This is a genomic window from Puniceibacterium antarcticum (assembly GCF_002760615.1).
Classification (GTDB): Bacteria; Pseudomonadota; Alphaproteobacteria; order Rhodobacterales; family Rhodobacteraceae; genus Puniceibacterium; species Puniceibacterium antarcticum.
Genome location: NZ_AWWI01000126.1, coordinates 51,443 through 73,001, shown reverse-complemented (window position 1 = coordinate 73,001; position 21,559 = coordinate 51,443). Strand labels below are relative to the sequence as shown.

The window sequence follows — 21,559 nt, the reverse complement described above, 5'->3', positions numbered from 1 at the left end:
CTGAGAAAGCTCAGTGTTTCTTTTTCTTCGGCGGCATGAGGTCGGTAATGGTGCCCTCATACATCTCGGCGGCAAAGTTCACCGTCTCCGACAGCGTCGGGTGCGGGTGGATCGTGTGGCCAAGGTCGATGGCATCCGCCCCCATCTCGATGGCCAAAGCCACCTCTGAGATCAGATCGCCGGCATTCGTGCCCACAATCGACGCGCCGATAACGCGCTGATCCTCGGGATCGAACAGAACCTTGGTTATGCCCTCGGAACGGCCATTGGCCAGACTGCGGCCCGATGCGGCCCAGGGGAACACGCCCTTCTCATAGGCAATGCCCTTGGCCTTGGCCTCAGTCTCGGTCAGGCCGACCCAGGCAACCTCAGGGTCAGTATAGGCGACCGACGGGATCACCTGCGCGTCAAAGAACCGCTTTTCACCGGCGCAAACCTCAGCCGCGACCTTGCCTTCGTGCACGGCCTTGTGGGCCAGCATCGGCTGACCGACCACGTCACCGATGGCAAAGATGTGGCTCACCCCGGTGCGCTGCTGACGGTCCACAGCGATAAAACCGCGATCATCCACCGCAACACCGGCAGCACCGGCATCAATCAGCTTGCCATTGGGCCGACGCCCGACCGACACCAGCACCTTGTCAAAGGTGTCGGTGCTTTCCTCGCCCTTGTCATTCTCGAACGTCACTTTCAGACCGCCCTTAAGCGCCTCGACATTCTTGACCTTGGTCTTGAGCAGGATGTTTTCGTACCGCCCCTCAATCCGCTTGTGCAGCGGCTTGACCATGTCCTTGTCCGCGCCCGGCATCAGCTGGTCCATGAACTCGACCACTGTCACCTTGGACCCGAGGGCATCGTACACACAGGCCATTTCCAGACCGATGATCCCGCCGCCCAGCACCAGCATCCGTTTCGGGATGTCCTTCAGCTCAAGCGCGCCGGTGGAATCGATCACCCGGTCGTCGTCATGCGGGATGAACGGCAGCTTCACCGGCTCGGACCCGGCAGCGATGATGCACTGATCAAAGCTCACCTTGGTGGTCGATCCGTCGTCGCCTTCGACCGCGATCATGTTCGGCCCGGTAAAGCGGCCATAGCCCTGCACAACCTTGACCTTGCGCGTCTTGGCCAACCCCGACAGACCGCCGGTCAGCTGCTTCACAACACCGGATTTGAAATCGCGCAGATCATCAAGGTTGATCTTGGGTTTGCCAAAGCTCACGCCATGGCTCGCCATCTCTTCGGCCTCGGTGATCACCTTGGCGACGTGCAGCAGCGCCTTGGACGGGATACAGCCCACGTTCAGGCAGACACCGCCCAGCACGGGGTATTTCTCGATCAGTACGACGCTCTTGCCCAGATCCGCCGCGCGGAAAGCCGCAGAATAGCCGCCGGGGCCAGAGCCGAGCACGACCACTTCGCCATGCACATCGCCTTTGCCCGTCGCCGTGCCAGAGGCCGCAACAGATTTCGGCGCATCCTTGGGGGCCTCGTCTTTCGGGGCCTCCTTGGGGGCTTCGCTCGCCTCTTCACCTTCGAACACCATGATCACGGTGCCCTCGGACACCTTGTCGCCCTCCTTGACCTTGATCTCGACAACCTTGCCGGCGGCGGGCGACGGCACTTCCAGCGTCGCCTTGTCCGATTCCAGTTCGATCAGCGCGTCTTCTTTGGCGACGGTGTCACCGACCGCCACCAGAATGGTGACAACCGGTACATCCTTGAAATCCCCGATGTCGGGTACTTTGATATCCATATCTCGGTGCCCTCCTTACAGCATCAGCCGCCGGGCATCGCCCAGCAGGTATTTCAGGTGCGCGGCAAAGCGTGCCGCAAGCGCGCCGTCAATCGCGCGGTGGTCATAGGACAGCGACATCGGCAGCATGTTGCGCGGCTCGAATTCCGTGCCATTCCAGACCGGCGCCATTTTCGACCGTGTCAGGCCCAGAATGGCCACTTCGGGCGCGTTGACGATGGGTGTGAACGACGTGCCGCCGATTCCGCCCAGTGACGAAATGGTGAACGTCGCGCCCTGCATGTCCGGGCCTTTCAGCTGACCATCGCGGGCCTTCTTGGACAGCTCCTGCAGATCCTTGGAAATCTCGACGATCCCCTTGCGATCCGCATCCTTGATCACTGGCACCATCAGACCGTTCGGCGTATCCGCCGCAAAGCCGATGTTGTAGAAATCCTTTTTGATCAGCTTGTCACCATCGGGATGGATCGAGCTGTTGAATTCCCAATGCTTTTTCAGGGCCGACACCGATGCCTTGACGAGGAAGGACAGCAGCGTGACGCGGTAGCCCTCTTCCTTGGCGGCTGTGTCCAGCTCTTTGCGGTACTTATCGAGGCTGGTGATATCCGCCTCTTCGTTATGCGTCACATGCGGGATGTTCAGCCAGGACCGGTGCAGCGCAGGACCCGAGATCCGCTTGATCCGGGACATTTCGACCTCTTCGATGGGGCCGAACTTGCTGAAATCCACAACCGGGATCGGCGGAATGCCCATACCACCAGACACGGCGCCACCACCGGCCGCCGCAGGGGCAACCTGTGCTTTCAGCGCCTTTTCCACGTCTTCGCGCAGGATACGGCCCTTGCGGCCCGATCCGTTCACCTTGTTCAGATCCACCTCGACCCGGCGCGCATAGGCACGCACAGAGGGCGAGGCATGGACCTTGGAAAAGCCCGCATCCATCACCGGGGCCGAGGCGGCCTCGGTCTTGGGCGCTTCGGCTTTGGGGGCCTCGGCCTTGGGCTCTTCTTTCTTTTCTTCCTTGGCAGGGGCGTCACCGCTGCCGGATTCCTCGATCACCATGATCAGGGACCCTTCGGACACTTTGTCGCCTTCGGAAACCTTGATTTCCTTGATCACGCCCGCTGCGGGCGACGGCACTTCAAGCGTCGCCTTGTCGGACTCAAGCTCGATCAAAGCATCCTCTTTGGCGATCGTGTCGCCGACCGAAACCAGGATGGTCACCACGGGAACGTCTTTGAAATCGCCGATATCAGGGACTTTTACGTCGGTTGTCATAGTCTGTGTCTCCTCGTTCCGCAGCTTAAACCAGGCGCGGGTTCGGCTTGCCGCCGTCTACATCGTATTTGCTCAGGGCGGATTGCAGCTCTTTCTCAGAGACTGTGCCTTCGCGGTACAGATCCACCATCGCGGCCGCCGCAATGTGGTTGGCATCCACCTCAAAGAACCGCCGCAGGTTCACACGGCTGTCCGAACGCCCGAAACCATCGGTGCCCAGAACCGTGAACCGACCGGGCACATAGGCGCGGATCTGTTCGGCATAGTTCTTGATGTAATCGGTGGCGCAGATCACCGGACCTTTGACCCCGTCCAACAGCTGGGTGACATAGGGCACCTTCTGCTCGGTCAACGGGTTCAGCCGGTTGTGACGCACACAGTCCTGCCCTTCGCGCGCCAGCTCGTTGAACGAGGTGGCCGACCAGATGTCAGAGGTGACACCAAAGTCTTCGCGCAGCATTTCCGCCGCCTTGATCGCCTGCACAAGGATCGTACCCGAGCCCATCAGGTTCACATGCTTCTTGGCCGGTTTCCCGGTTTTCGACATGCGGTAGAGGCCCTTGATGATGCCGTCTTCGGCGCCCATCGGCATTTCGGGATGGTGATAGTTTTCGTTCATCAGGGTGAGGTAAAAGAACACATCTTCCTGATCGACGAACATCCGCTTCATGCCGTGCTGCACGATCACTGCAACTTCGTAAGAGAAGGTCGGGTCATAGCTGATGCAGTTCGGGATTGTGCCCGCAAAGATATGGCTGTGGCCATCTTCGTGCTGCAACCCTTCGCCGTTCAGCGTGGTCCGCCCGGCGGTCCCGCCCAGCATAAAGCCGCGCGCACGGGAATCGCCCGCCGCCCAGGCCAGATCGCCGATCCGCTGAAAGCCGAACATCGAATAGTAGATGTAGAACGGGATCATCGGCACGCCGTGGGTCGAATAGGACGTCGCCGCAGCGATCCAGTCGGCCATGGCACCCGCCTCGTTGATGCCCTCCTGCAGAACCTGACCGTCCTTGCTCTCTTTATAGAACATCATCTGGTCGGCATCCTGCGGGGTATAGTTCTGACCCAGCGGGTTGTAGATGCCCACGGACCGGAACAGACCCTCCATGCCAAAGGTGCGGGATTCATCCGGCACAATCGGCACAACGAATTTGCCGACCTTCTTGTCGCGCAGCAGCGTGGTCAGGATGCGCACAAACGCCATCGTCGTGGAAATCTCGCGATCCCCGGTCGATTCAAGCTGCCCCTTGAACGCGGTCAGCGCAGGGATTTCCAGCTTGGGCGTATCGCGCCAGTGACGAACCGGGAAAGAGCCTCCCAGATCCTTGCGCCGCTCGGTCAGATACGCCTTTTGCGCATTGTTCAGCGTGACGAACGGTGCCTTGCCCAGATCGGCATCGTCGACCGGGATCTTGAACCGGTCACGCATGGCGCGCATCTGGTCCTCTTGCATCTTCTTTTGCTGGTGGCTGGTGTTCTGGCCTTCGCCAGCGGTGCCCATGCCATAACCCTTGACCGTCTTGGCCAGCAGGCAGACCGGCTGCCCCTTGGTCTTGGTCGCACGCAGGAAGGCGTTGTAGACTTTGCGCGGATCGTGACCGCCACGGCGCAGCGCCCAGATCTGATCGTCGGTCCAGTCTTCGACCAGCGCCGCCGTTTCCGGGTACTTGCCAAAGAAATGTTCGCGGATATAGGCGCCGTCCTTGGATTTGAACGTCTGGTAATCGCCGTCAATGGTTTCATCCATCAGCTGGCGCAGCTTGCCGCTGGCGTCTTTTTCCAGCAGCTCGTCCCAGCCCTTGCCCCACAGCAGCTTGATCACATCCCAGCCGGCCCCACGGAAGGCGCCTTCGAGTTCCTGAACAATCTTCGAGTTGCCGCGCACAGGGCCGTCAAGCCGCTGCAGGTTGCAGTTCACCACAAAGATAAGGTTATCCAGACCTTCGCGCGCGGCGAGGGAAATCGCGCCCAGCGATTCCGGCTCGTCCATCTCGCCATCGCCAAGGAAGCACCAGACCTTGCGGTCGGCCATGTCGATATGGCCGCGGTTGTGCATGTATTTCATGAACCGCGCCTGATAGATCGCCATAAGCGGCCCCAGACCCATCGAAACTGTCGGGAACTGCCAGTAATCCGGCATCAGCCACGGGTGCGGATAAGAGCTCAGACCGCCGCCATTCACTTCCGAGCGGAAGGATTCGAGCTGATCCTGAGACAGGCGCCCCTCCATAAAGGAGCGGGCATAGATGCCGGGCACGACATGGCCCTGAAAGAACACGAGGTCGCCGCCGTGGATCGCCGACTTGGCGCGCCAGAAGTGGTTCAGACCAACGTCATAAAGCGCGGCAGACGACGCAAAGGATGCGATATGCCCGCCGTATTCGGACGATTCCTTGTTGCGGCGCACGACTGTCGCCATGGCGTTCCAACGGTTGATGGTGCGGATGCGCCATTCCATCTCGGTGTCGCCGGGCATGTCGACTTCGTCATCAGGCGAAATCGTGTTCTGATACGGCGTTGTCGCGGAAAATGGCAATATCGCCCCTGCCGCACGCGCCTGTTGCACTGCCTTGTCCAGCAGGAAATGCGCACGGTCCGGACCGTCGCGCAGGATGACGTCTTCGATCGCCTCCTGCCATTCTTGCGATTCGACTGCGTCGATATCATTTCGGCTGTCTGTCATATGCCCTCTTCCCCTGGTCATAATGCTCGCCCGCTCTGGCGCTTATTTTATAGTTCAAACCTAAACCAATTCCAGAATTCATCAAAACAACGCAAAGTTGCCTCGTCTCTTTCTCGGGTCGGCGCCGAACTATCACAGGAGGTTCCGTCAGGGCAGACTTGCTTGCGCATAACATGGTTGCAACCTGTGCATATCGACTGGTTTAATACTAAACCACTTTTCAATGTTTAAGTGGGCGCCCTTAGATCCCTTCCGGTTTCAAGCAGACCACGGAGGAAAGCCCAATTGCAAGGGGTTAGCGCTAAACAGCCTCTCTCAAGCGTCAGTTTTCGCCAAACTGACGACCTGACCGGGCGGATCTCCCGCCAGTTCCTCGAAATCGAAGTTGTCCAGACGGCGCGCGCGGCGGCCTGCCCTGTCCGCGCTGATCTTGATATCCGCGATGTCCTTGGCCGCCTGCCCGAAATGCCGGTCTAGATTCTCGACCCGCGTGCCCAGCCGGTCCACATCCGCATACAGCAGGCTCAGCTCCTTGCGGATCGCGCCCGCCTGCTCCTGCATCCGCGCATCCTTGAGGATCGCACGCATGGTGTTCAGCGTCGCCATGCAGGTGGTCGGCGACACGATCCAGACCCGCGCGGCAAAGCCCTCGCGCACCAGTTCGGGGTAGTTGCCATGCAGCTCGGCATAGACCGCCTCGGACGGCAGGAACATCAGCGCCCCATCCGCCGTCTCACCCTCGATGATGTATTTGTCCGAGATGTCCTTGATATGCTTGCGCACCGTGATCCGCAGCATCTGCGCCGCCCGGGCCGCGCGTTCAGGCGAATCGGCGCGGCGCAGCTGTTCATAGGCCTCCAGCGGGAACTTGCTGTCGATGCAGATCGGTCCCGGCGGGTTGGGCAGATGGATCAGACAATCGGCCCGCTTGCCGTTGGACAAGGTCGCCTGCAGGGTAAAGCTGTCCTTGGGCAGCGCCTTGCCCACAATGTCGGTCAGCTGGATCTCACCAAAGGCACCGCGCGTCTGTTTGTTGCTCAGAATGTCCTGCAGGGACAGCACATCACCCGACAGCTTGGTGATATTGTCCTGCGCCTTGTCGATGCTCTGCAACCGCTGATGCAGATCCCCCAGGCTCTGCGCCGTGCGCCGGGCCGACCCGTGGAGGTTTTCGTTCATCTGCTGCTGCACCGCCGCCAGCCGCTGCTCCATGAGCTTGAGGATGGCAGTCTGGCTCGTCACCTGAGATTCGCTGACATGGTGCAGCCCGCCGGCCAGCCGTTCCTGCCCCTCGCCCAGCGCCTGCACGCGACTTCCCAGCTGCCCCATCTGCTGCGCCAGCGGCGCGGCAAGCCGGGCAGACCGGTTCGCCGCCCGAAGTGATGCAAACAGCATGAGAAACACAATCACGCCCAGCGCGACACCGAACAGCGTCAGCAGGACCGACGGATCATCCAGCGCATAGCTGGTCTCGCCCAGACTGATCATGTGCGTCCAAACAGCCGTTCAATATCCGACAGCTTCAGCTCCACATAGGTGGGCCGCCCATGGTTGCACTGGCCAGAATGCGGCGTCGCCTCCATCTCGCGCAGCAGCGCGTTCATCTCTTCGGCCCGCATGATGCGGCCTGACCGGATCGAGCCATGGCAGGCGACGCGGGACAGAATCGCCTCGATCTTTTCCTGAACAAGCGCCGAACTGCCCTGATCCGCCAGCTCGTCCAGAATGTCACGCAACAGCGCCTCTGCATTCACCTCGCCCAGAATGGCAGGCGTTTCGCGCACCGCTACAGCGCTACCACCAAAAGCTTCGATGGCAAGGCCCATGCGATAGAGATCATCTGAAATCTCCAACAACCGCGCCGCGTCATCGGCGGACAGCTCCACCACCTCGGGGATCAGCAGGGCCTGCGCTGCCACACCGCGATCCGCCATCTGATGTTTCAGCTTTTCATAGACCAGCCGTTCATGCGCGGCATGCTGATCCACGATGACAATGCCCGTCTCGGTCTGGGCGATGATATAGTTTTCATGCACCTGCCCGCGCGCCGCCCCCAGCGGCTGATCCTTGGGCGGTGCGACATCCTCTTGCGGCGTTTGCGGCAGAACTGGCTCCACAACCCGCCCACTATAGGCCGTCGACATCTCGGCAAATCCGGGGGCCTGCGCCGCATAAGACGCCTGCCGCGCGCCCAGCGACGGGCGGTCCATCTGATAGACCCGCGCCGGGCCGGTGCGTTCCGGCGTCATGACGCCCAGCGTGGCACTGGCCACGGTGGTCGACGCCCGGTGCCCCGCCTCGGCCAGCGCATGGCGCAGGGCCGACACGATCAACCCGCGCACCACGCCGGGGTCGCGGAACCGCACCTCGGATTTGGCCGGGTGTACATTCACGTCCACCTTGTGCGGATTGCAGTCGATGAACAGCGCCACGGCGGGGTGACGATCCCGGCTCAGGAAATCCGCATAGGCGCCGCGCAGGGCACCGATCAGCAGCTTGTCCCGCACGGGCCGGCCATTGACGAACAGGTGCTGCGCCACCGCGGACCCCCGCGAATAGGTCGGCAGCGCGGCATAGCCGGTCAGGCGGAACCCCTCGCGCTCGGCATCAATCGCCAGGGCGTTTTCCACAAATTCCGGCCCCATCACCTGCGCCAGCCGTCCGCGCAGCGCATCGAACAGATCCCCGGTCACCGGATCGGCGCGGAAACTCACCCGCCCCGCGCCACCACCCGACACATCGCGCAGGGTGAACCCGACGGACGGCTCTGCCATGGCCAGACGACGGATCACCTCGCCCACCGCCTGCGATTCGGCACGATCCGTGCGCAGGAATTTGAGCCGTGCAGGCGTCGCAAAGAACAGATCGCGCAGCGTCACCACCGTGCCACCGTTCAGCGCAGTCGGCCGCACCGGCCCCGGCGCGCCACCATTGACCACGATTTCGGCGGCCTCCTGCCCCTCGGCCCGACTCGCGATGGTCAGCCGCCCCACAGCGCCCAGACTTGGCAAAGCCTCACCGCGAAAGCCAAAGGACTGGATGTTGAGCAGATCAGACCCGTCGATCTTTGACGTCGCGTGACGGCTCAGCGCGAGCGGCAGGTCTTCGGGCGACATCCCGCAGCCGTCATCGGTCACGCGGATCAGGGTCTTGCCCCCATCCGCCAGATCAACCGAGATCCGCTGCGCCCCTGCATCAATCGCGTTTTCGACCAGTTCCTTGACCGCCGATGCAGGGCGTTCAACGACTTCGCCCGCAGCGATACGGTTGATGGCCATATCATCAAGTTGACGGATCACAGGGCGCATGTGGGGGGCGTGTGCGTTCATGCTACTAGACTTAGCAAGCTCGCTGCGATTCTGAAACGGGTGTTTTGCACGGGCGCATCGACCTTCAAACGTCACCAAAAGAAACGGCGCCCCCGACCAGGGACGCCGTTTTCAATGTGTGACTGATTGTAAAACCAGTTCAGTGCTTCGCAAGAAAATCGTCAACTTCCTGCTTCGCCGCTTCCTTGGACTTACCATACTTGGCTTGAATCTTGCCTTCAAGCGCCTCACGGTCACCTGCAATCTCGGTGACTTCGTCATCTGTAAGCTCGCCCCAGTGCGACTTCACGCTACCGGTCATCTGCTTCCAGTTACCTTGAATTTGGTCCCAGTTCATTTCGTTTCCTTTCACTGCTGTCCGGATTGCAAGCTTTCGCCAAAATCCGGTTGCGTTTGAATGATCCGCAGACACATCGAAGAAATGCATCGGCGGGAGGATGCAGCACGCTGTGCTGTTTGGCGGCGAGGTATCAGATCCAGCCCTTGCGGAGTCGCGCAATCCAAATCTATTCACCGTCTGAGCCTATATAGCGATGTCCGCTAAAAGACTCAGACGGCGTCGTTTTCAGGCCAACCCGAGGAAAGAGAGGATCGCGACAACGACAACGACCAACCCGACGAGGTAAATAATACTGTTCATGCGCATATCCTTTTTCGGTATGTGACCGGGTTGTTTCACCCGGTGCTTTCTTTCTGCGAGAATAACGTACCATCGCAGAAATGGTTCCTTCGTTGTCACACACAGCAAAAGGCGCCCCCGGTGTGGGAGCGCCTTCGATATACCAGGGCAGGAGGCTTGCCTCTTGCCAGAGACGTAAGCTTCAGATGCCCACCTCAATGATCGCCTTGGCGAGGATCGGCACGGTGGTCTTGTTCAGGCCCGCGATGTTCAGGCGGGAATCCCCAACCATGTAGATGCCGTGATCGGCGCGCAGCTTTTCCACCATCTCGGGTGTGGTGCCAAGGCGCGAGAACATGCCGCGGTGCTGGGCGATAAAGCCGAAGCGGTCCGAGCCGGAGAGGCGCTGCAGTTCCGACGCGAGCTGTTCGCGCAGGCCCAGCATGGAATTGCGCACGGCCTCAAGTTCGGCCATCCAGTCGGCGCGCAGGGCGTCGTCGTTCAGCACCATCGTCACCAGACGCGCGCCGTGATCGGGCGGAAAGCTGAAGTTCTGGCGGTTGAGGTAGTTCAGCGTGCCCTGGTTGAGCTTGGTCGCCGAGGCGTCCTGAGACACGGCCATCAGCAGGCCGGTGCGTTCGCGGTAGATGCCGAAGTTCTTGGAGCAGCTGGCCGCGATCAGGGTTTCCGGCACCGAGGAGGCCACAAGCCGGGTCGCGGCGGCGTCTTCGTCGAGACCGTCACCAAAGCCCTGATAGGCGATGTCGATCATCGGGGTCGCGCCGGTTTTCAGCAGGACCGCAACAACCTCTTTCCACTGGGTGAGGTTGAGGTTCGCGCCGGTCGGGTTGTGGCAGCAGCCGTGCAGCAGGACCACATCGCCCTTTTTCGCCTGTGCGATGTCTTCCAGCATGCCGTCGAAATCAACGCCACGGGTTTCGTCGTCGAAATAGCGGTAGGGGACCATTTCGATCCCCATATGCTTGAGGATCGACAGGTGGTTGGGCCAAGTCGGGTTGCTGACAAAGACGCGGGCCTCGGGATTGGCCGAACGCACGAGGTCAAAGGCCTGACGCACGGCACCGGTGCCACCCGGCTCTGCCGCAGCGGCGACATTGGCGCGGGGGACGGAGTCGCCAAGGACGAGTTTCACCATCGCATCGGCAAAGGCCGGATCGCCGGCGAGGCCGGTATAGGCCTTGGTTTTTTCGGCCTCCCACAGCTGCTTTTCGGCTGCCTTGACCGAATGCATGATCGGGGTGTTGCCGCTGGCATCCTTGTAGACGCCGACGCCAAGGTCGATCTTGGTCTCGCGCGGGTCCTCTTTGTAGGCCTGCATGAGCATCAGGATCTTGTCGGCGGGTTGTTCCTTGAGGGATTCGAACATCAGTTGTCTCCTGTGGCGGCGGGCCCGGTTGCCACTGGCACGGTGGGGAACATGCCCCATTCCGACCAGGACCCGTCATAAAGGGAATGGTCCGTCTTGCCGATACGCTCCATGGCAAGCGAGAGGATCGCGGCGGTGACGCCCGATCCGCAGGTGGTGATTGTGGGTTTGGACAGGTTCGCGCCTGCGGCCTCGAATGTGGCCTTGAGCGCGGCGGGGTCCTTCATCGTGCCGTCTGCGTTCAGCAGCGTGGCAAAATGCACATTCTTAGAGCCGGGGATGTGACCGGCGCGCAGACCCGGGCGAGGTTCAGCCACCTCGCCCCGGAACCGGGCCGGAGCGCGGGCATCGAGGATTTCGTAATCGCCCAGCTTGGACGCGGCGGCGACCTGTGTGACATCCTTGACCAGATGGTTCTGGCGGCGGACGGTCATGTGACGGTCGCGGATGACGGGGGGCATATCCTCGACCTCGCGGCCCTCGGACAGCCATTTGGCCAGACCACCGTCGAGCACGGCAATGTCCATCTGCCCCATCAGGCGGAACAGCCACCAGACGCGGGCGGCGGAAAAGATGCCGACGCTGTCATAGACCACCACCTGATGGCCGTCGCCCACGCCAAGGGCGCGCAGGCGGGACATGAATTTCTCGATCGGCGGGGCCATGTGCGGCAGATCCGAGCGGCTGTCGCTGATCGCGTCGATATCAAAAAAGCGCGCACCGGGAATATGGGTGGCCTCGAACTCGGCGCGGGGATCGCGGCCCGCGTCGGGCATGTGCCAGCTGGCATCCAGAATGCGCAGGTCCGGGTCCCTAAGGTGCCGGGCAAGCCAGTCGGTCGAAACCAGCGTTTTGGGATCGTCTTGGGTCATAAGTCCCCCATAATAAGCTGGCCCAGTGCATATTCCGCAAGGGCACGGGTGGCAAGGGGCGGCAGGGCTATGATCAGCTCTAGCTGTCGTCCCCAAAACCCTGGGCGTAGACAGGCGATCTGTCCAGTCCGTCAATCTACACGAAATCAACGCGCGTTATCTCGCCCGTTTCGCGTCTTCTGAGCGCCCTGATCTGCAAAATCCGCGAGACAGTCAGGACAGCGCTGCAATCCAGTTCGCAACCTATTTCGCCGCCTCCGTTGACTTGTCGCGGCTCCGCACCAAACCCTAAGTTTAGATGTGGTGTAAAGGAATGAGTGCTCTCCAATGACGGACGTGGTCCTGATACTCGGCAGCGGGCCGAATGCACCCGAGGTGTGTCACCTGCCCAGCGCTACCTTTGATGCGCTTGTTTGCATCAACAACGCTTGGCGGGTGCGCCATGACTGGACGCATATGATATATCCCGAGGATTTCCCGCCAGAACGTCGCCCTCTTCATGTGGCCCCATTGCAAAAGCTCGTTACCGCTGAGGATTTTGTCTCGGCGCAAAACCACTATGGGGGCTTCATCTTTGGCGGCGGGACCATGGCCTTTACCGCCGGATACTGGGCGCTGCATGCGCTACGTCCACGGGTTCTGGCCTATCTGGGTTGCGACATGGTCTATCCGGCGCACGGGCCGACCCATTTTTACGGCACCGGCACGGCGGATCCCCTGCGGGATGACCCCACATTACAAAGCCTGCGAGCCAAATCAGCGCGCCTGCAGATCCTAGCAGGTCGGCAGGGCTGCGCCGTGGTGAACCTGTCGCGCGCGCCCAGCCGTCTGGTCAGCCCCCGCGCCAAGGCCGGTGCCTTGCGGGGACTGTCGCGGCCTGAAGTTGTGGCGCGCTGCGCGGCGGACGCCGAAGAGGCGCGGCTGGGCTATATCGTCGAATCGGGGCGGTACTGGGAGCAGCAGGGCGCCTATGATCCGGCAGGCCTGCGCGCGCTGGACTTGATGTGGCTGAGCACATGGCGCAGCCAGCGGGCGCGGTCAGCCGTTCTGGCGTAGCAGGCGGGCCTTCTGGCGGCCCCAGTCGCGCTTGGCATCGGACTCACGCTTGTCGTGGTTCTTTTTGCCTTTGGCGATGCCGATCTTCATTTTGGCGATGCCCTTGTGGTTGAAGTACATCACCAGCGGCACAAGGGTCATGCCCTTGCGCTGGGTCTCGTTCCACAGGCGGGCGAGTTCCTTGCGCGAGACCAGCAGCTTGCGGCGGCGGCGTTCCTCGTGGCCAAACATCGCGCGGTCGTAGGGCGCGATGTAGGAGTTCACCAGCCAGAGTTCGCCCTGATCGACGGTCGCATAGCTTTCGGCGACGTTGCAGGAATTCTCGCGCAGGGATTTGACCTCGGACCCCTGCAGGATGATGCCACATTCGATGTCATCCTCGATGGCATAGTCATAGCGCGCCCTGCGGTTTTCCGAGAGCACCTTGTAGTTGGGGTCTGATTTTGTCTGAGCCATGGGCGGGGTTGATACCTAAGAGCGGTTGAACTGTCCATCTTAGATAGGGGCTTTGGGGCGGAGACCAAAGGGGGCTGGTCCAGCAGCCCCCCCTCAGCTCCCCCGATAGGTAGAATAACCGAAGGGAGAGAGCAGCAGCGGCACGTGGTAATGCGCCTCGGCGTCCGATATGCCAAAGCGGATCGGGATCGCGCTCAGGAAACGCGGCTCTTCCGGGGTGGCGCCGCTGGCGTCCAGATAGGGGCCGGTGTGAAAGATCAGCTCGTAGTCACCCACAGTCATCTGACCGGCCGGCAGGATCGGCGCATCGGTGCGCCCGTCAGCATTGGTCACCATCTCGGCAATCTTTTCGCGGGACGTACCGGAGACGCGGTAAAGCGCGATGCTGATCCCCGCTGCGGGCAGGCCACGGGCCGTATCCAGAACGTGGGTGGTGAGGTAACCGTTGGACATGACATGCTCCTTTGTCGGGCTTACGCTGAGTATCCTGTCACAAAGCGACAGCGTTTGGGGGTAAACTTGGGATCGGTGCGGCGCGGTCTCTTTCCTTGGTCGACCAAAGCATCCAATCGTTATTGTCTTGAACGAAACCCTAAACGCTTTAGGCGATCTGATGAGGGCTTGCAGCCCTGAAAGTCTTTTCGGAAAATATTGAAAATCACCTTTGGATTTCTGCATTAGGACTGAAGGTCAATCAAGAGGGGGTGCAGGATGCAAAGATATCCGCGCGATATGACAGGGTACGGTGCGACGCCGCCACAGGCCAACTGGCCCGGGCAGGCCAAGGTCGCCGTCCAGTTTGTCCTGAACTACGAAGAGGGCGGCGAAAACAACGTGCTGCACGGCGATGCGGCCTCTGAGGCGTTCCTGTCCGACATTGCCGGCGCAGCGCCCTGGGTGGGTCAGCGGCACTGGAACATGGAATCGATCTATGATTACGGCGCGCGGGCCGGGTTCTGGCGTCTGCACCGGCTGTTCACCGGGGCCGGGATTCCCCTGACGATCTACGGTGTGGCCTCTGCCCTTGCCCGCAGCCCGGTGCAGGTCGAGGCGATGAAGGACGCGGGCTGGGAAATCGCCTCGCACGGGCTGAAATGGGTCGAACACCGCGACATGCCCGAAGCCGAGGAACGCGCTGCCATTGCCGAAGCGATCCGCCTGCACACCGAAGTTGTCGGCACGCCGCCGCGGGGCTGGTACACCGGGCGCTGTTCCGTGAACACCGTGCGACTGGTCGCCGAGACCGGGGTGATGGACTATATCAGCGACACCTATGACGACGACCTGCCCTACTGGGCGCGGATCGACGGGCGCGATCAGCTGATCCTGCCCTATACGCTTGAGGCGAACGACATGCGCTTCGCCACGGCGCCGGGCTATATCACCGGCGAGCAGTTCTATCAGTACCTGAAGGATGCCTTTGACGTGCTCTATGCCGAAGGCACCGAAGGTTCGCCCAAGATGATGAGCATCGGACTGCATTGCCGCCTGATCGGGCGTCCGGGCAAGCTGGCGGGCCTCAGGCGGTTTATCGAGTATATCAAGGGGTTCGAGGGCGTCTGGTGCCCGCGCCGCATCGACATCGCGCAGCACTGGGCGGCCAACCATCCGCCGGTGGCAAAGGACCGGCCCAGCGAGATGGACCGCGACACCTTTGTGGACCGCTTTGGCGGGATCTACGAACATTCGCCATGGATTGCCGAACGCGCTCACGGGCTCGAGCTTGGCCACGCCCATGACAGCGCCGCCGGGATCGCCAATGCGCTGGCCCGCATGTTCCGCTCGGCCACACCCGCCGAACGGCTGGGCGTGCTGCAGGCGCATCCCGACCTTGCCGGCAAGCTCGCGGCGGCGAAACGTCTGACCGCCGAGTCGACACAGGAACAGGCCAGTGCCGGGCTTGACGCGCTGACCGATGACGAACGCGCAAGGTTCACCGAGCTGAACGATGCCTATGTGGCGAAACACGGCTTTCCCTTCGTCATCGCCGTGCGCGACAACACCAAGGCGACGATCCTTGCCGCCTTTGAACGCCGCCTGACCAGCGACACAGAGACCGAATTCGCCGAGGCCTGCGCACAGGTCGAACGCATTGCCCGCCTGAGACTGGAGACCCTGCTGTGAGTTATGCCTTTCCCATGGGCGGCCTGCCCGATCAGTCCGTCGATCCCACCGGCCGCGCGGTGTTCACCACCGCCTATGCCTTTATCCCCGCGATCACGATGCGCGACATCGTGACCAGCCTGCTGCCCGGCTGGACCGGCACCCGCGCCTGGATCATCGCCCGCCCGCTGAGCGGGTTTGCCGAAACCTTTGCCCAATATGCGGTCGAAGTGGCCCCCGGCGGCGGATCAGAGACCCCGGAACCGGACAGCGGCGCCGAGGCAGCCCTTCTGGTCGCCAGCGGCGAGATGCATCTGGTGATCGACGGCATTGACCATGCGCTGAGCGACGGCGGCTATGCCTATATCGCCCCCGGCGCCGCTTGGCGCCTGACCAACCCCGGCCAGAGCGATCTGCAGTTCCACTGGATCCGCAAACGCTACGAATCCGCACCGGGCATCGAAAAACCCGAAAGCTTTGTCACCTCGGACCGGGTGGTCGAACCAGCGCGCATGCCGAACACGCCGGTCTGGGCCACCAGCCGCTTTGCCGACCCGACCGATATCCGCCACGACATGCATGTCAATATCGTGACCCTTGAACCGGGTGGGCGCATCCCCTTTGCAGAAACCCATGTGATGGAACACGGGCTTTACGTGCTGCAGGGCACCGCGCGCTACCTGCTCAATCAGGACTGGGTCGAGGTCGGCCCCGGCGATTTCATGTGGCTGCGCGCCTTCTGCCCGCAGGCCTGTATCGCGACCGGGGACGAACCCTTCCGCTACCTGCTTTACAAGGACGTCAACCGCCACCCGGCTCTGGCACTCTGATGCTTCATCTGCCCACAAATATCCCGGGGGGAGTCCGCAGGACGGGGGGCTGGCCCCCCTGCCACACCGCCGCAGGCACGCGGCGGCCATGACGCAGATCATCGCCCAGCCCCTGACCGCCGCCGCCTTTGCCCCGTACGGCGAGGTGCTTGAGGCCACCGGCGCGCCGGACAAGATCATCAACGCCGGTCTCTGCGGGCGCTTTCATGACCGTGCGCGCCTTGATTTCGGCCCTGGGGGCCGTGCGGGGATCAGCGTGTTCAGCGCCGAGCCGCGCGCCCTGCCCTACACCTGCGATCTGATCGAACGGCACCCTGAGGGCAGTCAGGCATTTGTGCCGATGCACCAGAATCCCTGGCTGGTCATCGTCGCAGAAGACGGCCCGGTGCCCGGCACTGTGCACGCTTTTCTCGCAAGCGCGGGTCAGGGGGTGAACCTGCATCGCGGCACGTGGCATGGCGTCTTGACACCTTTGCACGGCCCGGGCCTTTTTGCTGTCATAGACCGGATCGGCGATACGCCGAACCTCGAAGAATACCGTCTGAACATCCCCGTTATCATCACCGCCCCCGGCGCCTGAGCGCCCGGGTTTTCCCCTAAAGCGCCCGGCAAGAGGCGCGTTTCCACTCAACCCTCACCGACAAGGGACAACAAATGGCAGACACAAGCCTTGGGACGCCGGCGCAACTCGCTGACCCCAACTACACCCCGCCGCTGGCCAAGGCCGTGCCCTTGGGCATCCAGCATGTGATGGCGATGTTCGCCAGCAACGTGACCCCGGCGATCATCGTCGCGGGTGCTGCCGGTTTCGGCTTTGGCTCGAACAGCCCGGATTTTCCGAACCTGATCTACATGATCCAGATGTCGATGCTGTTTGCGGGTATCGCGACCCTGTTCCAGACCATCGGCATGGGCCCGATCGGTGCGCGCCTGCCCATCGTGCAGGGGACAAGCTTTGCCTTTCTGCCGATCATGATCCCGGCGGTCACCGGTCAGGGTGTTGCGGGTATGGCGGGCCTCATGACGGGGATCGTTATCGGTGGCATGTTCCACTTTTGCCTTGGCAGTGTCATCGGCAAGTTCCGCTTTGCCCTGCCGCCGCTGGTCACTGGTCTGATCGTGCTGATGATCGGCCTCGCGCTTGTGCGGGTCGGCATCCAGTATTCCGCCGGCGGTGTGCCGCTGATGGGCAAGCCGGAATTCGGCACCTTTGCCATGTGGCTCCCGGCGCTGGTGGTGATCGCCGTGACGCTGGCGATCAAGTTCTTTACCAAAGGTCTGCTGGCGGTGTCCGCCATTCTCGTCGGTCTGATCGCAGGGTATCTGGTGGCGCTGGCCATGGGTCAGGTCAATTTCGGCAATGTGGGCCGCGCGGCAAGCTTTGCCTTGCCCAACCCGTTCCGCTGGGGGATCGAGTTCAATTTCGCGATCATCATCGGCATGTGTTTCATGGCCGTCATCTCGGCGATTGAGACCGTGGGCGACGTGTCCGGCATCACCAAGGGCGGCGCGGGCCGCGAGGCGACGGATAAAGAGATTTCCGGTGCGACCTTTGCGGACGGTCTGGGGACTGCGGTTGCCGGCGTGTTCGGCGGGCTGCCCAACACCTCTTTTTCGCAGAACGTCGGGCTGATTTCGATGACAGGCGTGATGAGCCGCCATGTGGTGACCATCGGCGCGGTGTTCCTGATCCTGTGCGGATTGGTGCCTAAGATCGGCGCGGCAGTGTCCACTGTTCCGATCAACGTGCTGGGCGGCGGCGTTGTCGTGATGTTCGGCATGGTCTGTGCGGCCGGCGTGAACATGCTGTCGGATGTGCACTGGAACCGGCGCAACATGGTGATCTTTGCCGTGTCGCTGTCTGTGGGTCTGGGCCTGCAACTGGAACCGACCGCCCTGCAACACCTGCCCGGCACGCTGCAGATCCTGCTGACCAGCGGCTTGCTGCCCGCCGCGACCCTGTCCATCGCGCTGAACCTGCTGCTGCCGGAAGAGCTGGACTGATCACCGGTTTCTGCCGTCAAAACCATAAGGGCCGGGAAATTCCCGGCCCTTTTTCTGTGTCATGTCGCGATTGAGATCAGACGAACTTCTTGATTTCGCCCGACTTCAGCCGTTTCACATAGCTGGTCAGCTCGGCCTTGACGATCGGCATCAGGAAATAGAGCGCTATGATGTTCACGATGGACATCGAGAACAGCATGGCATCCGAGAAGTCGATGACGGGGCCAAGGTTGGCCGAGGCGCCGATGATGATGAAGAGGCAGAAGATCATCTTGAAGATCACTTCCTTGGTCTTGCCCTCACCGAACAGATAGGTCCAGGCCTTGAGGCCGTAGTAGCTCCACGAGATCATCGTCGAGAAGGCGAACAACACCACCGCAACCATCAGCAGCACCGGGAACCATGCGAATTCACGCGCATAGGCGGCCGAGGTCAGCGCGACGCCCGACACGGCGCCATCGGTCTGGATGCGGCCCAGTTCGGCGTTCCAGATATAGAGGCCGGTTTCCGGGTCCTGATTGAGAACGCCGGTGATGACGATCACAAGCGCGGTCATGGTGCAGATCACCACGGTATCGATGAACGGCTCAAGCAGGGCGACATAGCCCTCGGTCACAGGTTCCTTGGTACGGACAGCCGAGTGCGCGATGGCGGCAGAGCCGATGCCCGCCTCGTTCGAGAAGGCAGCACGCCGGAACCCCTGGATCAGAGCGCCGGTAAAGCCGCCCAGCACGCCGAGACCGGTAAAGGCCCCCATGAAGATCTGGCCAAATGCCCAGCCGATCTGATCCGCGTTCATCATCAGGATGAACAGCGAGATCGCCACGTAGAAGATGCCCATGAACGGCACGACCTTTTCGGTCACACGCGCGATGGATTTGAGGCCACCGACGATCACAGCAAAGGTGATCAGCGCGAGAACGGTGCCGGTGATGTAGCCGGGGAAGTCGCCAAAGACGTTGGCGATCTGCGCATGGGCCTGATTGGCCTGGAACATGTTGCCCCCGCCAAGTGCGCCGAGGATGGTGAAGAAGCAGAAGATGACCGCCATGATGCCGCCGCCCGGCAGGCCGCGTTCCTTGAATCCCTTGACCATGTAGTACATCGGGCCGCCCGAAACGGTGCCATCCGGGTATTCATTGCGGTATTTCACGCCGAGCGTGCATTCGGTGAATTTGGTCGCCATACCGAACAGGCCGGCAATGACCATCCAGAAGGTTGCGCCCGGGCCACCAATGCCCACGGCCACCGCGACGCCCGCGATATTGCCCAGACCGACAGTGCCCGACAGCGCGGTTGCCAGCGCCTGAAAATGGCTGACCTCGCCCGCATCGTTGGGATCGGAATAGTCGCCTTTGACCAGCTTGATCGAATGCACAAAGCCTTTGAACTGGATGAAGCCGAAGTAGAGGGTAAAGATCACCGCGGCGACGACCAGCCACATGGCGATCCATGAAAAGGTCGTGCCCGGGATGGGCGCAAAAATAAAGCTGACATACCAGCCGGTATAGTCAGCAAAGGCCTGGTTGATCGTGGCGTCGATTCCCTGCGCAGAGGTAGCCCCCGCCATGAGAAGATACGCCGCCATCGCGGCACGGATGTAGGTCTTCATGTGTGTATCCCTGTTTGTTTTTTATGTTTCAACTCGTGACTTAGGGCACGATTGTGGTCGGAACGGTCGCGATCTGGACAAGCGTGCCGGCGGTCGACCCAAACACACGGGCGGCCAGCGAACTTTCACCGTCCCGGCCCACGACCAGCTGCATGGCGCCGACCTCTTTGGCGATTTCGGTCAGTTTCTCGGCGATCTTGCCGTATTTGATCACGGTCTCAATCTCGACCCCGGAATCGGCGATCTTTTCCAGCATCGGCGCGATGACGGCGCTTTCGGCGCGGGCCATCTCTTCCTTGCGGCGAACGTGACGCTCTTCCAGCTCATCCGGTGTCAGAAAGGAATAGGGCGACCATTCGAGCACATGGGCGATGAGAACGCTGGCTCCCTGTGCCTTGGCGCGGGCCAGCGCAAAGTCGAGCGCACGCCGCCCTGCGGCGCTGCCGTCGTAACCGACGACGATTTTTCCGGACATTGTAACCTCCTTGTTTTGACACGCCTTCTGAGGGCGTAAAGGGAAGGGTAACCAGAAATCCAAATTTGTTGTGCAAAAAAGCAGCGCCTGAGCAATAAACTCTCCCCGGCGAGCGAAAATGCACAGCGGGTGACGTATCGCCCGCGTCTTGGGCAAATACGCGTCGGGGTCGGTCGCTTATTCTGCGGATTCGGCCACAAACGGCGGCGTCAGCGTACCTTGCAACCGATCACTGTTCAGGCAGCAGCGGCAGTCGACCATTGTCAGTAAGCACCCATGCCTCTCGTCCATTGATCAAGGCTGCGGTCAGCGGACGGCCATACCCGGCACCGCTGTCCAGGTTCAGCCGGTTGCCATGGTGTCTGGGTGCCTGCAGCGCCGTATGCCCATGTACCACCAGGCGACCAAAATCCTCATTATGTTCCAGAAATCCATCCCGTATCCAGATCAGGTCATGTTCGATCTGCTGATCCAGCGGCACACCAGGCCGGATGCCCGCATGGGCAAAGATCTGATCCGGCGTCACATGCATCAGCGTCAGATGATCCAGGAAATCAACGTGGCTCTGTGGGACAGCGGAACGTGCATCAGCGCGGATATCTTCCACGCTCCGGCGCGTGTCAGCATCAACCCCGTAAGACGCAAGCGTGGCCGCCCCTCCTATACGCGGGTCAAGCCATTCCAGATTTTCGGAGGGCTGAAGGCCCGATCCGTTCAGGAAATTGCGCATGTATCGATCATGATTGCCCATGAGCGTGATCCATGGACGTCCCGCCGCCTTTCCGTCGATCATCGTCTGCAACACCGCGCGGCTTTCAGACCCGCGATCCACCAAGTCGCCAAGGAAGACGGTCGGAGAAGTACTGCCTGCATCCGCCTCGATCCGTGCAAGTGCGGCATCAAGTTCAGAAATCTGTCCGTGTATATCACCTATGGCAAAGATCGGAGTCATGTGAGTCCTCTAAGATCTGGATGTGAAAAATTCTGTTTGTGAGAAACCTATTCCATTGCAGCCCCAAGAGAAACGGAACCTGTTCAACAATCAAGAAGACTTGGGGAAGCACGCTTCGCCGGGTGACGTCGAGCGACCAAATTCAAA

General features: G+C 61.3%; 18 protein-coding genes. 5 read left to right on the top strand and 13 right to left on the bottom strand.

Translation table 11 applies throughout. The features are described from left to right. Positions 1 to 10: 10 nt before the first annotated feature. The 8 genes from lpdA to sseA all read right to left on the bottom strand — a co-directional run bounded on the left by lpdA (position 11) and on the right by sseA (position 11,924). Positions 11 to 1,756, bottom strand: coding sequence for a dihydrolipoyl dehydrogenase (lpdA, locus tag P775_RS19610; RefSeq protein WP_099912574.1), 1,746 nt, complete (start codon positions 1,754 to 1,756; stop codon positions 11 to 13). Between the two features lie 15 nt (positions 1,757 to 1,771). Continuing rightward, positions 1,772 to 3,034 (bottom strand): dihydrolipoyllysine-residue acetyltransferase, encoded by a 1,263-nt coding sequence (gene aceF / locus P775_RS19605; RefSeq protein ID WP_099912573.1) that lies wholly within the window; start codon positions 3,032 to 3,034, stop codon positions 1,772 to 1,774. 25 nt (positions 3,035 to 3,059) lie between these two features. Continuing rightward, the gene (gene aceE, locus P775_RS19600; RefSeq protein ID WP_099912572.1) at positions 3,060 to 5,717 is read right to left on the bottom strand and encodes a pyruvate dehydrogenase (acetyl-transferring), homodimeric type; all 2,658 of its coding nucleotides are present in this window, start codon (positions 5,715 to 5,717) and stop codon (positions 3,060 to 3,062) included. Positions 5,718 to 6,032: 315 nt separating this feature from the next. After that, entirely contained in the window at positions 6,033 to 7,205 is a 1,173-nt protein-coding gene (locus P775_RS19595; RefSeq protein ID WP_099912571.1) for a DNA recombination protein RmuC, read from the bottom strand. After that, positions 7,202 to 9,046 carry a DNA mismatch repair endonuclease MutL gene (gene mutL, locus P775_RS19590; protein WP_099912570.1) on the bottom strand — a complete coding sequence of 615 codons (1,845 nt, stop codon included), beginning with the start codon at positions 9,044 to 9,046 and terminating at the stop codon, positions 7,202 to 7,204. The genes P775_RS19595 and mutL overlap by 4 nt, the downstream gene beginning before the upstream one ends. Before the next feature lie 139 nt (positions 9,047 to 9,185). After that, positions 9,186 to 9,383, bottom strand: coding sequence for a CsbD family protein (locus P775_RS19585; RefSeq protein WP_099912569.1), 198 nt, complete (start codon positions 9,381 to 9,383; stop codon positions 9,186 to 9,188). A gap of 484 nt (positions 9,384 to 9,867) precedes the next feature. Next, a complete protein-coding gene (locus P775_RS19580; RefSeq protein WP_099912568.1) occupies positions 9,868 to 11,052 on the bottom strand; it encodes an amino acid aminotransferase in 1,185 nt (394 codons plus the stop codon). After that, positions 11,052 to 11,924, bottom strand: a complete 873-nt coding sequence (sseA, locus tag P775_RS19575; protein WP_099912567.1) for a 3-mercaptopyruvate sulfurtransferase — start codon at positions 11,922 to 11,924, stop codon at positions 11,052 to 11,054. Before sseA ends, P775_RS19580 begins: the two co-directional genes overlap by 1 nt. Positions 11,925 to 12,251: 327 nt before the next feature. On the opposite strand from sseA, the gene P775_RS19570 reads away from it, so the two are divergent. Then, positions 12,252 to 12,980: a hypothetical protein gene (locus tag P775_RS19570; RefSeq protein WP_099912566.1), complete on the top strand. Its 729-nt coding sequence runs from the start codon at positions 12,252 to 12,254 to the stop codon at positions 12,978 to 12,980. Here the strand turns inward: P775_RS19570 and smpB are convergent. Together smpB and uraH are read right to left on the bottom strand one after the other, a co-directional pair. Beyond that, positions 12,963 to 13,436 (bottom strand): SsrA-binding protein SmpB, encoded by a 474-nt coding sequence (gene smpB / locus P775_RS19565; protein WP_099912565.1) that lies wholly within the window; start codon positions 13,434 to 13,436, stop codon positions 12,963 to 12,965. The two genes, P775_RS19570 and smpB, sit on opposite strands and share 18 nt — an antisense overlap. Before the next feature lie 93 nt (positions 13,437 to 13,529). Continuing rightward, positions 13,530 to 13,889, bottom strand: a complete 360-nt coding sequence (gene uraH, locus P775_RS19560) for a hydroxyisourate hydrolase (protein ID WP_099912564.1) — start codon at positions 13,887 to 13,889, stop codon at positions 13,530 to 13,532. A 258-nt stretch (positions 13,890 to 14,147) separates the two neighbouring features. Between uraH and puuE the strand changes: the two genes are divergently transcribed. The 4 genes from puuE to P775_RS19540 all read left to right on the top strand — a co-directional run bounded on the left by puuE (position 14,148) and on the right by P775_RS19540 (position 18,373). Further along, complete coding sequence (gene puuE, locus P775_RS19555) at positions 14,148 to 15,560, top strand: allantoinase PuuE (RefSeq protein ID WP_099912563.1); 1,413 nt, start codon at positions 14,148 to 14,150, stop codon at positions 15,558 to 15,560. Further along, positions 15,557 to 16,369, top strand: a complete 813-nt coding sequence (locus P775_RS19550; protein WP_099912562.1) for a bifunctional allantoicase/(S)-ureidoglycine aminohydrolase — start codon at positions 15,557 to 15,559, stop codon at positions 16,367 to 16,369. Before puuE ends, P775_RS19550 begins: the two co-directional genes overlap by 4 nt. Before the next feature lie 88 nt (positions 16,370 to 16,457). After that, positions 16,458 to 16,949: an ureidoglycolate lyase gene (locus P775_RS19545; protein ID WP_099912561.1), complete on the top strand. Its 492-nt coding sequence runs from the start codon at positions 16,458 to 16,460 to the stop codon at positions 16,947 to 16,949. A gap of 74 nt (positions 16,950 to 17,023) precedes the next feature. Then, positions 17,024 to 18,373, top strand: a complete 1,350-nt coding sequence (locus P775_RS19540) for a uracil-xanthine permease family protein (RefSeq protein WP_099912560.1) — start codon at positions 17,024 to 17,026, stop codon at positions 18,371 to 18,373. 76 nt (positions 18,374 to 18,449) lie between these two features. On the opposite strand, the gene P775_RS19535 is transcribed toward P775_RS19540, so the two are convergent. The 3 genes from P775_RS19535 to P775_RS19525 form a co-directional block, all read right to left on the bottom strand. Beyond that, entirely contained in the window at positions 18,450 to 19,985 is a 1,536-nt protein-coding gene (locus P775_RS19535) for an alanine/glycine:cation symporter family protein (protein WP_099912559.1), read from the bottom strand. Between the two features lie 40 nt (positions 19,986 to 20,025). Further along, entirely contained in the window at positions 20,026 to 20,460 is a 435-nt protein-coding gene (locus P775_RS19530; protein WP_099912558.1) for a universal stress protein, read from the bottom strand. 229 nt (positions 20,461 to 20,689) lie between these two features. Beyond that, on the bottom strand, positions 20,690 to 21,412 hold the full coding sequence (locus P775_RS19525; RefSeq protein WP_099912557.1) for a metallophosphoesterase family protein: 723 nt from the start codon (positions 21,410 to 21,412) through the stop codon (positions 20,690 to 20,692). Positions 21,413 to 21,559 lie beyond the last annotated feature (147 nt).

Bases quoted from the DNA above. Each gene is read 5' to 3' on its own strand.
- P775_RS19530 (WP_099912558.1), bottom strand. From the start codon at position 20,460: ATGTCCGGAAAAATCGTCGTCGGTTACGACGGCAGCGCCGCAGGGCGG.
- sseA (WP_099912567.1), bottom strand. From the start codon at position 11,924: ATGACCCAAGACGATCCCAAAACGCTGGTTTCGACCGACTGGCTTGCC.
- P775_RS19595 (WP_099912571.1), bottom strand. From the start codon at position 7,205: ATGATCAGTCTGGGCGAGACCAGCTATGCGCTGGATGATCCGTCGGTC.
- smpB (WP_099912565.1), bottom strand. From the start codon at position 13,436: ATGGCTCAGACAAAATCAGACCCCAACTACAAGGTGCTCTCGGAAAAC.
- lpdA (WP_099912574.1), bottom strand. From the start codon at position 1,756: ATGGATATCAAAGTACCCGACATCGGGGATTTCAAGGATGTACCGGTT.
- P775_RS19580 (WP_099912568.1), bottom strand. From the start codon at position 11,052: ATGTTCGAATCCCTCAAGGAACAACCCGCCGACAAGATCCTGATGCTC.
- mutL (WP_099912570.1), bottom strand. From the start codon at position 9,046: ATGAACGCACACGCCCCCCACATGCGCCCTGTGATCCGTCAACTTGAT.
- P775_RS19570 (WP_099912566.1), top strand. From the start codon at position 12,252: ATGACGGACGTGGTCCTGATACTCGGCAGCGGGCCGAATGCACCCGAG.
- aceE (WP_099912572.1), bottom strand. From the start codon at position 5,717: ATGACAGACAGCCGAAATGATATCGACGCAGTCGAATCGCAAGAATGG.
- aceF (WP_099912573.1), bottom strand. From the start codon at position 3,034: ATGACAACCGACGTAAAAGTCCCTGATATCGGCGATTTCAAAGACGTT.
- P775_RS19545 (WP_099912561.1), top strand. From the start codon at position 16,458: ATGACGCAGATCATCGCCCAGCCCCTGACCGCCGCCGCCTTTGCCCCG.
- P775_RS19525 (WP_099912557.1), bottom strand. From the start codon at position 21,412: ATGACTCCGATCTTTGCCATAGGTGATATACACGGACAGATTTCTGAA.
- P775_RS19535 (WP_099912559.1), bottom strand. From the start codon at position 19,985: ATGAAGACCTACATCCGTGCCGCGATGGCGGCGTATCTTCTCATGGCG.
- P775_RS19540 (WP_099912560.1), top strand. From the start codon at position 17,024: ATGGCAGACACAAGCCTTGGGACGCCGGCGCAACTCGCTGACCCCAAC.
- puuE (WP_099912563.1), top strand. From the start codon at position 14,148: ATGCAAAGATATCCGCGCGATATGACAGGGTACGGTGCGACGCCGCCA.
- P775_RS19585 (WP_099912569.1), bottom strand. From the start codon at position 9,383: ATGAACTGGGACCAAATTCAAGGTAACTGGAAGCAGATGACCGGTAGC.
- uraH (WP_099912564.1), bottom strand. From the start codon at position 13,889: ATGTCCAACGGTTACCTCACCACCCACGTTCTGGATACGGCCCGTGGC.